We start from the raw sequence: 17,126 nt of genomic DNA, 5'->3' as shown, positions 1-17,126 counted from the left end.
CACTGTTTCCCCCAAATTTTCTTTTCACTATGTCATTTTTTATTGGTTTTCTTAGCTTAATGCTTTTTGTGAGTGAGAAGATTCCTCTAATTCATTTAGAGCTGTTTGTATTTCCACTTCAATGTCTTGTTTACAGCCCTTGAATACTGGATAAGTAACAATAAGTTGATTATCTACGTCATTAATAAAGATTTCAGTTGATGTGAAATCCTCGTTCTGACCTGATAACCACTTTTGTAACTCCTCAGGAGAGACATTGTATGCCCCTTGATAGTTAACAATGAGAACTTTAGAAAATAGCTCCTCAATATCTTGTGCTCTATCAAATAGAATTTCTGAAAAGTTTACTGCTTTTTCTTTCTTTAAGGATTGGAAGTACTCAATTCTTTTCTTCAGTAAACCATCTTTAGAAAAGTCGATAGCGGCAGGGATTAAATCTAAGAAACATCCTAGGGTTTCCGCGTAATTCCCATTCATATGATTTCTTTCATCTTGAACAACTAGTACAGGATAAGTTTCATTTTCCATAGTCGTAAGACCGTTATGCTGAGCTATAGACTGAAGGATACACTCAATAATTTCCCAAGGGTTGTCCCTATATCTTTTAAGAGTATTAGGCCCTAATCTAAAAAGTTTATTTACATTGAATTGCAGGGTTTTATCACTGTTGTTATTGAGAATGTCATAAATTAGCGCTTTTTCATTTAATATTTCTCTAACGAGTTCACTATTGTCACCTAAGTTATGAATTGTGTCCTGTACTTCTTCTACATAGGAGACGTAAGATGTATTCTCGGAGATGTTGTAAGAAAAACCCTCTATTTTATTTCTGAGCTTTTCTTCGAATATTTGTGAGCTAGCCTTATCCCATACACAATGATCAATAATTAAATTGATTTGGTATCTTGATTCGGTTAATTGGCTTACAAATATATGAGACAAAGGGTTATTAATACCTGGATAATATTCTTTTAGAGTAATGTAGTCATCAATATTATTGGAGATGCTATCTCCTCCGATTCTATTCCTCATATCAAGGAAAGGAATAAACCAAGAATCGATAAATTGGTGTTCATTAATCTGTTTTTCTCCATTGGAGAAAGAATATGAACTTCTTAATGCGCTATGTTCTTCAATTATTTCTAATATGGCTGCCCTAACAATTGATGAAGCTCCTTCAAACGATATTGATAGTTGTCCACTGATAATCCCCGCGCTTGTTGAGCAATAAAATTCCTGAATTTTTGTCGGAGAGTATGTTCTTACTAAAGGTCCTTTATAGTTATCAGTTTGTTTTTCAATGAAATCAGAGTAATTAATGGCTTTATTATCTAATTGGTTATAAGCCAACAGTAATTTCAATTCATCTACTGTCTTACAACCTTGTGTATGTTCATATTTATCGAGCGGCACAATAAAATCGATAAATGAATTCCTAACTTTCAAGTTCTCAATGAGACCTGCTATATTTTCATATAGAGGTTTTGTAAGGTTCTCAACGTACAGGATTGTAAATATTTCACCATCTATCTTAAGCTCTTCAATTAGAGATGCTTTATTGTAGCTATCCAAAATAACTTGATTGATATCTGCTTTTGTATGATTCTTATCTTGAGTAACATAATCAATAAAGCTAGAAATAGCCTGTACATTTTTGTATTTTAAAATAGCTCTTACATTTATTTCATATCCTAAGCTATTCAATTTGGAAATTACTCTTATTGCTTTAATAGAATCTCCACCGATATCAAGGAAATTATCATCTGTGCTTATATCATCTTTCAAAAGAACTTCCTGGAAAGCACGGTATACGACTTCCTCTGTTTTAGATTTAGGATATAAATTTACACGTTCTTTATTTAGGATTGGCTTTGGTAAGTTTCTTTTATCGATCTTTCCGTTTAGAGTCTTCGGTATCTCGTTAATTTGAACAAGATGTGCTGGTACCATATAATCATTCAGTTTTCTAAACAAGAAATCTTGAAGATCAGTAGGATTAATCGCCTTCCTTGCAGTAAAATAAGCTACAATTTGTTCCGCTGTATTATTTTCATCTACAATAACCACAGCATCTATAACATCTTCAAATTGACGGATACAGCTCTCTATCTCAAATAATTCTATTCTGAAGCCACGTACTTTCACTTGTTCATCAATTCTTCCTAATAACTCAATGTCTCCATCTGTATTCCACTTTGCTAAATCACCGGTTTGATATAATACCTCCCCTTTGCAATATGGATGCTCAATGAACTTCTCTTTTGTTAATTTTTCATTATTTAAATAGCCTGCAGCAACTCCACGACCGCCAACAAAAAGTTCACCAATCATTCCAATGCCCACTAATTGCTTCTGGTTCATAATCAAAGCGGTGGTATTTTTTATAGGTTTTCCTACTAAAATTTTTGAGTCGTTGTAGTTTTCCTTAAATTCATATGAGGTACTACATACTGTTGCTTCAGTCGGACCATAACAATTCCGAATGATAGGTTTGTTTTCAATTTCTTTTGAGGTTTCGAAAAATTCAGAAACGACATCCAGTGTTAGTGCTTCGCCCGCTAAAGAAATGGACTTTAAGGAATGTAATTTATCTAGTACTCCATTGCACTTGGCATAATCTAACAATTCCCGATACATTGAAGGAACCATAACTATATGTGCATTATTAAAGCAACTAACCATTTCATATGGATCAGCTTTTTGATTGTCTGATAAAATGAGTAGTTTACTTCCCCCTAGAAGCGCTGGGAATATTTCGTACACTGATCCATCAAAGATGAAAGAAAAGTTTTGTACGACTATACTATTCTCATCAAGGCTTAGATGAGATATTAACCAATTGGATAGGTTTATAACATTTCGGTGTTCAATTGATACACCTTTTGGATTACCTGTTGTTCCACTTGTATATATGACATAAGCCAAATTAGTTGGATATATAACATTTGATAAGTTTTCTTCGAGGTATCCGATGTTATCACTCATCATTACAAATGGAATGTTATTCAAGTTTCCAATTACCTCTTCGCTATTGGGTCCAACAACGATTAATCTAGCCTTGGAGTCATTGATCATATAGTTGATTCTATCGATTGGCTGTTTTCTATCGATTGGCAAATATGCGGCACCAGCTTTAAGAATGGCATAAATGGCTACAATCATTTCGCAAGTTCTATCTGATATCAGGCCAACAACATCATTAGCTTTAATGCCCTTATCTTTTAGTTGTTTGGCTAGGTAGTTGGAGCGTGAATTTAACTCCTTATAGCTTAAAGTTTCTCCTTCGTATTCAACCGCAATATGATTAGGAAATTCACTTACAACTTTCTCTAACCTTTCAACTATCGTTTCCTCTTCTGGTGTATCATCCATTTCTTCATTGAAACTGTTTAATATTATGTCTTTCTCAATATCGCTTACAACGTTTAATTCAGAAATAGATTTTTCTGGTGTATCAATTACGCTAAGAAGTAAGTTTTTGAAATGATTTAATACTCTAGAAATCTCACCATAATTGTATTTATTCGTCTGATACATTAAGTTTAAGGAAAGTTGTTTTTCAATTATGATACTTAGGGCTAAATCAAAATTAGTTTGCTCACTTGCTTCTTCCATCTGCAGCTCAGCTGGTTCCGAACCTTCTTCTACAAAATAATTCTCAAAGGCTAAAATAGTTTGGATCATTCCTGCTCCTAAATTTGTTTCATTTTGAATGTCTGTTAATGACATATGATCAAATTGCCCGCTATTTAGTGCCTGATTCTGAACATCTTGTAGTAAATCCGTAAACTTTTGGTTTGGCTGACTTTTAATACGTACTGGAATCGTATTTATAAACAACCCTACTATTTGCTCGATACCCGGAATTTCTGCGTTTCTTCCAGAAACCACTTTACCGAAAATGGAGTCTGAAACATTGTTATATTTTTGAAGAAGAATCCCCCATAATGCTTCAATAATGGTGTTTACTGTTACATTGTAGTCTTTGCTTATCTTAACTAATTTTTGTGTCTCATTTTCGTTTAGTGATAATTCATAGGACTTGACCTCTTCACTTCCGTTTTCCGGCTTACCTTCTTCTATAATAGAGGTCTTTTCTTCTAAACCATCTAATAAATTTCTCCAGTACTTTGCGCTACTTTTTCTCTTATTAATTAAATCAACATAATCAGAAAAGCTGGCTTTAGGTTTAGAAAATTCATTAACCTTAAGATTGTTAACAATTGCTTCATAATATTTGAGTAAGTCGCGCACAAGTATAGGTAAACTCCAACCATCCATAATAATGTGGTGTGCCGACATAATCACTCTATAATCTGTTTCCTCCATCTTCACTATAGTGAAACGAAGTAAACTATCCTCTTCTAAGTCAAACCCTCTGTTTCTATCTTTAATTTTAGTATCGTAAAAAACATTTGTTTTATCTTTGTGCTCTGTCAAATCTAGAACATTCAATTCCACATCACGCTGTTCAGATATAACTTGTCGTGGAACACTCACCTTTTTATAGATAACACTTGTTTTTAAAATTTTGTGTTTATTTGTTATTAAGCTTAAACTCTCTATTAGAGCATTTAAATTTAATTTTTCATGCCAAGTAAAGACATTTTGCAAGAAATAATTCGAGGATTCTCCATCCTCCATCTTGTGAAATAACATACCTTGCTGCATAGGTGTTAGCGGATAAATCATCTCTAAATTTTCTCGTTTTCTACTTAATTGACTCACGCAGTATTCAAAGTCAGCAACTCCCCATTCTATTTCATTAAAATCTGAAGCAGTATGTTCGCTAACTTTCTTTAGTAAGCAATGTGACACGACCTTATTTAATTGTTCTTGCCAGTTATGTTCTAATTTCTCAATGAAAGTTGTTGATATAACTTCTGAGTTATAAGAAGTAGTGATTTCTAAGTGCCCATTAATTACTTCGCAGTTTATACTAATAGGTGTTCCAAACCTATTTTTAGAATCAATTTGTTTACCTGAACTTATATCAACAGGATAGAAATAATCACTGTTTGCTATGGCTGTTTGTTCTCCAAAATAATTTAAAGTAATAAACGGCTGTAAATTCTTTTCGTTTATAAAGTTTAATTTTTTTGCTATTCCATATCCTATCCCGTGATTAGGAACTCGTCTCAACGCCTCTTTTGTTCGAATAATATCAAGTCGAATATCATCTCCTACGTTACTTAAGACAACGGGATACATAGTAGTAAACCAACCGACTGTACGATCTATTGAAAAACCATCTAAAATCTCCGCTCTTCCGTGGCTTTCCATATTCAAGCTTACAGTATTATGGCCATTGATTTTCTGCATCGTTCGGAATAAAGATGCAAACAACAGATCTTTGACATCTAAGTTATAGGCTTGTATGGCCTTTTTAGTTAAATTTGCTGTTAACTCTCTTCCGATTTTCAGTTCACTTTCTTTGATCCCTGTACCTTCTGAGTTCCTCGCCTCTTTAGATAAGGAATGGTTAGAATCAACCTCTGTCTGTACCTGTTTCCAATAATCCAATTCTCTTTTTCTCTCTTCGGATTGGAAATAAGTTTCTATGCCCATACTCCATCTCTTATATGACAAAGTTTTTTGGGGAAGTTTAACGTCTGAACCTTTTAAATATCCTTCGTACAGGGTGTTTAAATCCTCTAAAATAATTTTCCAAGAGATATTATCTACAAGTAAGTGATGAATACATAGCAATGCTCCGTTGAATTTTAAAGAATTTATTAGAGCGCATTTGATTAACGGACCGCTCTCAATGTCTAGAGAAGTCTGCAAGTCATTTCCTATAGCTTCAATTTCGTCCAAGCTTGATTGTTGTAGAACTCGCTCAGATAATAGAAATAAATTTTCAGCCGTTTCAGGGCGAACAAATTGTTTACCATTTACATAATGGGCTCTTAATTGATCGTGATGCATTACTAACGCTTTTAAAGCCCTAGTAAACACCGAAACATCAATTTCATTTTTACTCTCCAAAACAATACTTTGGTTAAAATGATTAGGGTTTTCTAAATTAGAATTGAAGAATTCACATTGGATTGGTGTAAAAGGTAATTGACCAATCACTGCTTCATCTAATGATTGAATATCCCCTAGTTTTTTTAGAGTCAGCGCAATTCTTTTAATTGTTTTGTTCTGCATAATGCTTTTAACTGTTGCGCTGTATCCTCTCTCTCTCAATTTGGAGACAATCCTAATAGCCTTAATTGAATCTCCACCTAGTTCAAAGAAACTAGTGTCAATGCCCACTGGTTCAACTCCTAGAATCTCTGAGAAGACCTCGCATAAAACCGTTTCTATAGGATTAGTCGGCTTTTCATAATTAGAGAATTTGTTGACACTAAGTTGACCTAGATACTTTTTATTTATTTTTCCATTTGAAAGTAGCGGTAAGTCATCTAATTTAATAATGAATTCTGGCACCATATATTCAGGTAATTTCTTTAAGAGTACATCTTTAATTACTGAATTTTTTATGGGAGCGTCACTTGTAAAGTATGCTACTAAAAAGTCATTATTGGGATCTTCTTTCCTAACCACTACTGCTTCATTTATATCTGTTATATCTTTTAAAGCAGTTTCTATCTCTTGCAACTCTACTCTAAATCCTCTTATCTTTACTTGTTCATCCACTCGACCGACTAATTCAATTTCATCAAATTGATTAATATAGCCAATGTCGCCGGTTCTATAGATTAATTCATTATCTAGAGCTGAGCAGCGTACAAATGAAGCTTCTGTTAATTTCTTGTTATTTAAATATCCCTTTGAAACCCCAAGTCCACCTACACAAATTTCTCCTAAAACACCTTTTGCACAAAGCTCACTTTGATTTAAAATATAAATTTTGTAGTTGGAGACTGGTTTGCCAATTGGTATATTATCTAAATTTGTATCTTCTCTTAACTGATACGAAGTTGACGTAACAGTAGCTTCTGTTGGTCCATAAAAATTACAGATCTTTGATAACTTACTCCCTTTTATTGATTGATATCTCCTGATAAGATCACCTGAAATCTTTTCTGCTGCAAGGTTTAATCTTTCAAAAGAGTTTAAGGTTTCTTCCATCTTGTTATCAATTGCATATTCCATTAAAGCTCTGAACATTGACGGTAAGAAACTAATGTGTGCACCTGGTAACAATTTTAGGATTTCTTCAGGTTCTTTTTTCTTTTCAGGATGTATTAATAAGAGCTTTGCACCGGAAAGTAAAGTTGAAAAGATTTCCAATGCTGATCCATCAAAGATAAATGCGGTATTTTGAATATACTTTGACTGATTTGTTAACTCTGCTTCTGTTATATGCCAGTAAACTTGATTAATAATATTTTTATGAGTTATCATTACTCCCTTAGGATTACCGGTCGAACCGGAAGTGTAGATAACGTATGCTAGATCTTCTTCGGATATATTCTGCTTCACAGAAAAGCTACTTCTACCGTCTAATTCATCTAAGTGAATGATTTTTTTGTCACTTAAATCAAGTATTTGCGATTTGAAATGGTCTACTATTAAAGCGTTCATATTGCTATCGCTTATAATATAAGACAAACGTTCTTTTGGTGTATTTGGATCTAGTGGTAGGTAAGCTGCTCCAGTTTTTAGAACGCCGAGAACCGCAGCCATTGTATCAATAGAAGAATTGGCTATTATGCCGACAATCGAACCGCTGTAAACTCCTTTTTGGGATAACTCTAAGCTAATATAATTTGCTCTTTCATTTAGTTCTGAATAAGTTAAACTTTCACCTTCAAATTCAATCGCTATCTGACTCTCATTTGTGCTAACAGTCTCTTCAAATATGTCAATTAACGATTTATTTGTAGGAAATTTATCTTCTTTTTTATTTAAGCCCCTTTTTAAATCTGTCTTCTCTTTTTCTGACATATAATCAAGTTTAGAAACAGAACATTCAGGGTTCTGTAATATATTAGTGAGCAAAATTTCAAAATGATCGGCCATACGCATAATTGTAGCTTCTGTGAATATATCTGTACTGTATTCCCAGTACAAATCATAGGATTCTTCACCTTTATCAATCATTAATGTAAGATCGAATTTAGCCGTTTTGTGACAATGACTAATACCTGATAACTCTGCTTTACCTAGCTTCAAATCTGATTTAGCACCATTCTGCAGACCAAACATCACATCAAAAATTGGATTTCTAGATGTATTTCTTTCAACGTTAAGTTCTTTAACTAATTCGTCGAAAGGATAATCTTGATTTTCGTATCCTTTTAAACATTTAGCTTTGAGGAACTCTAAGAATTCTAGAAAAGAATGTTCTGGTCTCACTTCACCTTTAATTGCCAGGGTATTAACAAACATCCCTAACATATTATGAGTATCTGGGTGCGTTCTGCCTGCAATAGGGGTACCCAGAATTATTTCTTCTTGATGAGAATACTTTTGTAGTAACGTCATAAACGCAGACATAAATAACATATATTCCGTAGTCTTCGTTTTTTTACAAAGATCCTCGATGAGCACAGTATGTGCTTTTTTCATTTCCCTATTGAAACTATTTCCTTTGTTACTTCTCCAAGCTGGGCGCTGAAAATCAGTCCTTAATTCTAAAGGAGTTATTCCATTCTTAAATTCACTTAGCCAGTATTGTTTTTGTGGGTCTATATTTCTCTTATTTTCCCACGCACTATAGTTTTTGTATTGAGCTTTTAGCGGTGGTAGGGGAAAATCATTATATAACTTTCCCAATTCATCAAAAATCAGAGCTAGGGACTCTCCGTCACAAATAATATGGTGAACGTCAATTAGCAAGTAATTGTCATCGCTCGTTAAATTCTTTACTACTCTCATTCTCATCAGGGGCGCCTTCTTTAAATTGAAAGGTTGTACAAACCCTTCTAAAATTTCTCTCTCCTCTACTCCCTGTACCTCTTCATAAACTACTTTCGCTTCTACCTCTTCTTCTACTACTTGAATGAAATTATTTTTTGAGTGCATAAAATGTGTTCTTAGTAACTCGTGCCGTTCGCATAACTTCCTAAATGCTCTTTCCAAAGTGTTTAAATTTATTTGACCTTCAACTTTTAGTAAAGTAGGAACATTATAAGAAGTACTGCTTTCTTGCAAGACTTCTAATGCATAAATGCGTTTCTGGGCCGAACTCATTCTGTATTTGTGGCTCAAACTCTACACCTCTTTTAACCGTAGTTTCTATTAGATTAGTTCTTCTACTTCTTCGTCTTCTAAACTCCCCCAACTCTTTTGGTAATTTTCACTCATCTCTTTATATCCAATTAGTTTACTAATCTCTCTAACTGTTCGAGCTTCAAAAATTTCTGTCACTTTCAATTGAATGCCAGTTCTCTGCTCAATCATTGTAATGAATTGAACAGCTTTTAATGAGTGTCCACCTACCTCGAAAAAGTCATCATCTAGACCGATGAAGGTTCCTCCAAGAATATCTTGGAATACTGATAATACGGTTTTTTCCGTATCGTTTGTTGGTTCATTTGTTTGATTAAGTGATATTACTTCTGGCATTTCTAACTTTCCAAAGTGAATTTTTCCGTTTGACTTCATTGGAAGAGACGTAACAACACTAATATGTGTAGGAACCATATAACTTGGGAGCTTAGCCTTTAACTCTTGATAAATTTCTTCTTTTGTTACAGTGTCACTCTGTACATAAAGACAAATAATTTTTTCCTCATCTCTTGTTTTCACAGTTACTGCTACGTCAAATACATCAATATTATCCCTTACATTAGCTTCTATCTCGCTTAGTTCAATTCGATAACCCCTTAATTTAATTTGATTATCAATGCGTCCTAAGTACGTTATAGTTCCATCAGGCATCCATTTTCCAATGTCTCCTGTGCGGTAAAGTTTCCCTCCACCAAATGGATTAGGTACAAACTTTTCATTTGTTAATGATTCTCGATTTAAATAACCAGCTGTTATGCCCTTTCCTGCTACGCAAATCTCTCCAGGAGAGTTGATGCCACAAAGTTGATTATCATCAGAGAGAATGTAGACTTGTACATTCGAAATTGGTTTTCCAATCGATACGTTATTTAATTGCTCTCCGCTAATTTTAAAGTATGTGCAACACACAGTTGCCTCAGTTGGACCATACGTATTGTATACACTAGCATTCTGGATTAAGTTATCATAATAAATAGGTTTGATTTCCTCTCCCCCACTAATGTATGTTTTTACAGATTTAGTCCTATTCAGCTTATTAATTTCACTTAATGCTAGCGGTGAGCAGCTGATAATATTTACTTCTTTTTGGTTGATATAATCACATAATTCCTCGAAGTCAATCCCATAGAACTTTGGATAAATGCATAATGTGCCCCCAAATGATAAAGTTGGGAAGACCTCTTCGATGAACATATCGAAAGTATAGGTTGCTTGTTGTAGGAATCTAGTGTTTTCATCTACGGAAAACTCTTCTCTAAATGAATATACATATGCAAGAATATTGCTGTTTTTCAACGTAACCCCTTTAGGTTTACCTGTGGTTCCAGACGTATAAATTATGCAAAACAGATCTTCAGGATAGTACATACGTTGAAATTCCAAATTTGTATTACCTTCCTGAGGGTTAAATATCATTGTTTCCACTTTTAGTGAAATTAGATTTTCACCCCTATATTCTTCATCATCTTCGTTAGACAGTAATACATTTGCCCCGCAATCCTTAAGTATTAAGTCAATGCGCTCTTTCGGATAATTCGGATCTAAAGGTACATAAGCTGCCCCAGTTTTGAGAATGCCAATTATTGAAATAATCATTTCAGGAGAGTTTTGTAATTTTAGAGCTATGACACTATCTCGATTTATTCCTCCCTGATAAAGGTGATTAGCAATGAGATTAGACTTTTCGTTTAGTTCTTTATAAGTCAGTTTAATATCGCTATATACCACGGCTTCCTTTTCAGGGTTCAGGTTTGCATTCTCTTCGATTAGATCAATAATTGATTTATTTGCATCAAAATTTAAAGCAGTCTTATTAAAGTTCTCTAGGATGTTCTCTCTTTCATATTCAGAAATAAGTTGAAGATCTCTGAATTGAATATCTGGATTATGAACAATTTGTTTTAATATATTTTCAAGCCTTTCCATCATATTTCCGACTTCTATTTCCTGATATTTGTTCTTATTGAATAAAAGATCAAAAGTTAAGGTTTCACCTGCTTCTACTGATAAAGTAAGATCATAATTGGTTTCTTCCCTTACAGTATCTAGAACAGGAACTAACCCTGTACTACTTTGATTTGTATTGTCAGCTATATAATAGTTCTCGAAGATCAGTAGGGTCTGAATTAATTCTGGCCCTAATTCTGTTAGACTTTGGATATCCGCCAAAGAACTATACCCATTTTCCATAGAATCTATTGCCTGATTCTGTAGTTTGCTTAACACCTCTCTAACTAAATCTGTTGGCTCATTACATACACGGACAGGAATTGTATTAATAAATAACCCTATAACTTCTTCGACATTTTTGACTATACTATCTCGCCCAGATACGACCTTCCCAAACACAACATCGCTCGATAGATTATAGCTTTGAAGTAACATTCCCCAAGCTAATTCAATTACGGTGTTGAGGGTACTATTATTTTTACGTGCATATTCTTGAATAGAACTGAAAAGATTTACTGGTAAAGAATACAGTGTTCGATTAATAGTTTTTTCTTGCTTTCTAGACTCAAATGCAGGCTTAATATCATTTGCTCCGTCAAAATCATTTAGCAAGTCTCTCCAGTAATTAATTACTTCTTCGTCATCCTTATTTCGGATGATACGAACATAGTCTTCATAAGTCCCTTGTGTTTTAGTTGTAATATCTTCTTTAGATAGCTCCTTGTAATTGGTTAATCTCTCATATATATCAAATAAATCATTCATTAATATAGACATACACCAACCATCCATAATAATATGATGGAATGTCATTATTAATTTGAACGATTCTTCTGCTTGTTTTACAAATGTAAATCTAATCAAACGTTCTTTTTCAAGATTAAATCCACGCTGTAAATCATCTTTTGCTATGGATTTAATTAAAAGTTCTACATCGTCATTACTTGAAATGTCTATATATTTAAGATCAATTTCTTTGTTTTCAACTATTACTTGTCGAGGCTCGCTTAATTGTGATCTGAAAATATTAGTCTTTAAAACCTCGTGTTTTTCACTTAATAATTGAAGTGCTTGTTTAAAGGGTTCTATTTCAATTGGCTTGTCTGTGTTAAAGATTCCTTGTACAACATAACTTTCATTGCTTTCATCTTGTAATGTATGAAACAGTATTCCCTCTTGCATCGGTGTTAATGGATATATACGCTTTATTACTCCATTATCACTTTCTACTTTATCCTTAATAGCATTGAATTCATTTAAGGATAAATCTAACTCTCCAAAATCGGAAGGAGTTGTAATAATATTCGCTTGCACTCCACAATGCTTAACGATGTTTTGAACCTCTTTTTCGAATTTATCTATTAGAGATTCAATGAACTCTGTTGTAAAACGTGAAATGTCATATGATACAGAGAAATGTAGTTCGCCATCCACAATAATGCCATCCATTGAGATTGGCGTTCCAAATATATTTTCTAAAGAGATTGGGTTAGCGCATTTAAGTTCACTAACAATAAAACTCTCTTCATCTTGATGTTTTTGTTGTTCTCCTAAATAATTAAAAGTGATGTCTGATGTACTTTCTTTGAATAGATGCTCTTTATAATTATTTTTTAAAATTTGATAACCTATCCCACGATTCGGAACACGTTTTAGCGTCTCTTTAACATTTATAATATCTTGTTCAATGTCTTTTCCAATATCGTTGACAACCACAGGATAGATATTTGTGAACCACCCTACCGTCCTTTCAATCCTTAGAGTTGATAGAGGATTTTCCCTTCCGTGTGTTTCGAGATGGACTGCTGCCGTATTATTACTGTTAATTTTCGCTATTGATCTAAACAAAGCAGCCAGTAGTAAGTCTTTTACTTCCAATCCATATGGTTTAACAGATTTATAAATTAAGTTAGAAGTAACTTCTTTAGAAAAACATAAATCTATTTGATGAAGGAAGGTAGACTGGTGTTTTGGAAAACTTGGCTCAAACAGACTTTTACTTAGTTCAAGTTCAACCTTTTTCCAATACGCTAACTCTCTTTTCACACTATACTTCGTTGCCAATCTGTCTTGCTCTTCTACCCATTTTTTATAGGAATCGCTCCTACTTGGAAGGTTTTTTTCCTTTCCTTTTGACAATGAGTTATAAATATCATTTAAATCATCAATGATAATTTGCCAAGAAACACTATCCACTACTAAATGGTGGATTGTTATAAATAAATAATCCTTTTCCTTGATCATAAAGTGTCCTACTTTGACTAGAGGTCCACTGGTTAAGTTAATTGAACTTGTAATTTCTAATGTTTTATCCAAAAATAATTTCTTAAATTCATCCTTGGATTGTATTGCTGAGAAATCCTGCTCAATAAATTCATATAAACTATGGTTATCTGATGACTTAATGACCTGATGTCTGTTATCAAAGGTTGCTCGTAACATATCGTGATGCTGAACGATTTTAGAAAGAGCCGTCTTTAATATTACCGAGTTAATACTTTTCTTAGATTCTAAAACTACCGATTGATTGAAGTAATTTGGATTAGGTAAATTGCTTTTCATAAATTCATTTTGAATTAGAGAAAGTTTCACCTCACCTGTTAACTCCTTTTGTTGATTACATCCACTATTTAGAACTTTAATATTATCGATAATATTCTCTATTGCTTTACGCTCCATAATCTCTCTAAGCGTTAAAAAGTACCCTTCTTCTCTTAGTTTCGCTATAATTCTGATCCCCTTAATAGAATCTCCACCTAAGTCAAAGAAATTATCTCTCATTCCCACTCTAGTTCCAAGTACTTTTGAGAAGACATTTACTACTGCTGTTTCAAAGTCGTTACGAGGTGCTACATAATTTACATGGGATTGAAGAATCGGATCAGGAAGTTTACCTTTGTTCACTTTCCCATTGCTTGTTAAAGGTATATTTTCAACATTAATAATGAACGTTGGAATCATATAGTCAGGAACAAAATTCCCTAACATATCTTTAATCTCTTTTTCTGAGGAGTTGTTCCCTACTAAATAAGCACAAAGATAGTCTCCAACATTTAAGTTCTTAATGAGTACACTTACATCGCTAATATTTAACTCATTCTTCAGAACCCTTTCTATTTCTTCCAGATTAATTCTGAATCCCTTGAGCTTAGTTTGATCATCCATTCTTCCGCAATAAACTAAATTACCATCGGAACATTTATAAACAAGATCTCCTGTAGCATACATTTTAGCCCCTGGAATGAATGGGTTTTCAATAAATTTCTTGCTAGTAAGTTCTTGATTATTAACATATCCATAAGCCAGACATTCTCCAGAAATATATAACTCTCCGATCACTCCATATGGTTGATGTTTTAATTCAGAGTTTAAAACATACAACTGAGTGTTATTTATTGCACGACCAATAGGAACTAACATATCGTCAGTATTTATATTGTATTTGTGAGTAGCGCATCCAATGGTAGCTTCAGTTGGGCCATACTCATTAATAATAGAAATAGGATGTTTTACTTTTAGTGTTATTTCTTTGCAAGTTTGTACAGTTAACTCTTCTCCACCTACAATTAAAGTATGGAAAATTGCATTTTCTATATCTAACTGATTAACCATCTTCAAATGAGAAGGAGTTAATTTTAAAATGGTAACTTTATTTTCCTTAACTAAGTCTATTAATGCTGTAGCGTAATCTTTTGAAGGATAGATATGCATAGTTAAGCCTGATACTAACGGTAAAAAAATGGAAGTTATGGTCAAATCAAAAGAAAGTGGTGAATAGAACCCGAATGTATCTTCTTCAGAAATAATATACTTTTGTTTTCCCCAGTCTAAATAATTCAATAAGCTATTTTCCTTAATCGCTACCCCTTTCGGTCTTCCAGTAGAACCGGAAGTGTAGATGACATACGTCAACATATGTTCGTCTCTTTGGATATTGATTTCTTTATTGGGCAATTTAGAAAAATCAATTTCCTTATAGCGAAGAATATCGCCATGTAAGGAACTAAAATTAAATTCTTCTAAATTAGAAATTAATAGACTAGCATTACTATTTTCTAAGATGTAATTGATTCTATCTTTTGGAAGGTTAGGCTCAATTGGCAAAAAGGCTGCGCCAGCTTTTAGAACTCCGAGGATTGTGACGATAGTTTCAAAAGATCTATCAAACAGCAAGGCGACTACCGATTTAGGCTTAAGTCTTTGCTGTACAAGGTGCAATGCCAATTTATTAGAGGCATGGTCTAATTCTATGAACGTCATTGAACGATTGCCCATTCTTAGAGCTCTTTTATTCGGTTTAATCCGAACATTGTGATTGAATGTATCCAATACTGATCTTTTCAATTTCATTCGTGGTGTTTTTCGAAAACCATCAATTAGCAATGAATACTCTGTTTCATTCAGCATACTGATAGTTTCCAAATGTCGGGAAGGGGTTGATATTACATTTCTTAAAAATTCGTTAAACAATTTATCTATATACTCAACAGTTTGCTTTTTAAACAGCTCCGAACAATACTCCCAATTGAATTCATAACCTGATTCAGTTGCATCAATTGTTAAAGTTAAATCAAATTTAGAAACGGGATAATCGATGTCCTTGATTTCATTAAGTTCTTTTCCATCTAAAATATATTTTTTATCTTCAACATTCTGGAAAACGAACATGATGTCAAACAGCGGATTTCTGGATACATCTCTTTCTATGTCTAATTTTTCAATTAACTCTTCGAATGGATACTCTTGATGGTCAAAAATCGAATAAACTTTATCCTTCATTGTCGATAACAGGGAAGTGAATGATTGACTTTTATCAATTCTATTATTTACTGCGAGAGTATTAACGAACATCCCAACCATATTATGAGATTGAGGGTGTGTACGATTCGCTACAGGAATTCCCACAGTTATATCATCTTGCGAATTGTATTTGCTTAAAAAAGCCATAAATGCTGATAACAACACCATAAATTCTGTTGTATTATTACTACTGCAAAATGTTTTTACTAACTTACTTAATTCGTTATTTGGAGTTTTATGTATTGTCTTCCCCTTAATACTTTTCCACTTTGGGCGGTTAAAGTCTGTCCTTAAGTCCACAACCGGTGGTAATTCAGAGAATTCCTTTAACCAAAATTCTTCGTGCACTGACATATCCTTAGAGTTTTGCCAAGCGGTAAAATCTTTATATTGAATTTTATTATCTTTGAGTGACCCCCCTTTATATAAAGAAAGTAATTCATCAATAAAAATGTTGACCGAGATTGCATCGCAAATAATATGATGAAAGTCAATCATTAATAATGAACCTTCGTCAGTTTCTTGAACTTTTACACGCATTAGCGGGGCCTTTACTAAATCAAATGGTCGTAAAAATTCTTTAAAAGACTCTTGCATATCCTTAGTTACTTCTAGGTCTACTTCTAGTTTAACAGCCACTTCTTCGTGTACGATTTGGTAGAACTTATCATCCTTATTTGTAAAGGTAGTTCTAAGTAATTCGTGCCTTTTACAGAGCTCATTAAATGCCTCAGTTAGTCTATTGACATCAAACCGTCCAGAAAAATCTAAAACCTTAGGGGTGTTATAAGAAATATCATTTCCTTGTAATTGGTTTATGATATAGAGGCGCTTTTGGTTATTACTCATATAGAATTTTTTTGCCACAATCATTTCTCCTTAAGATTTTAATTTCTCTGCTGCTATTCTTTGCTTAAATTCTTCACTTTAACGTTTTATCAATTATAGTAATCAGGAGAGTATTCAAATTCATCTTTCATGGCTTTACTTACCTGATTCTTTAAATAGCACAATTATAACTTAAGAATTCATTGTATTTTTTTGGTAATTGATTTTGTTAAGTTTATTACAATCCTGCTATACACCTAAAATATTTTTTCCTTTTTAAAATGGACTAGTTTTCCTCTTTTCTGTTATGAGTATGACTATTATATCAGCCCTCTCTTTTTAAGGATACGTTAAATATATCA

The 17,126-nt window shown here is 33.3% G+C and carries 2 protein-coding genes; both read right to left on the bottom strand.

Annotated elements, in window-relative coordinates:
* Nucleotides 1-51: 51 nt before the first annotated feature.
* Nucleotides 52-9,165, bottom strand: a complete 9,114-nt coding sequence (locus tag ACWJJ4_RS01650; RefSeq protein WP_101562539.1) for a non-ribosomal peptide synthetase — start codon at nucleotides 9,163-9,165, stop codon at nucleotides 52-54.
* A gap of 30 nt (nucleotides 9,166-9,195) precedes the next feature.
* Entirely contained in the window at nucleotides 9,196-16,803 is a 7,608-nt protein-coding gene (locus ACWJJ4_RS01645) for a non-ribosomal peptide synthetase (protein ID WP_158300408.1), read from the bottom strand.
* Nucleotides 16,804-17,126: the final 323 nt, after the last annotated feature.

It is taken from the genome of Bacillus sp. JK62 (assembly GCF_053663455.1).
Note: the sequence above shows the minus strand (reverse complement) of the source record. Positions and strands in the feature narration are given on the sequence as shown.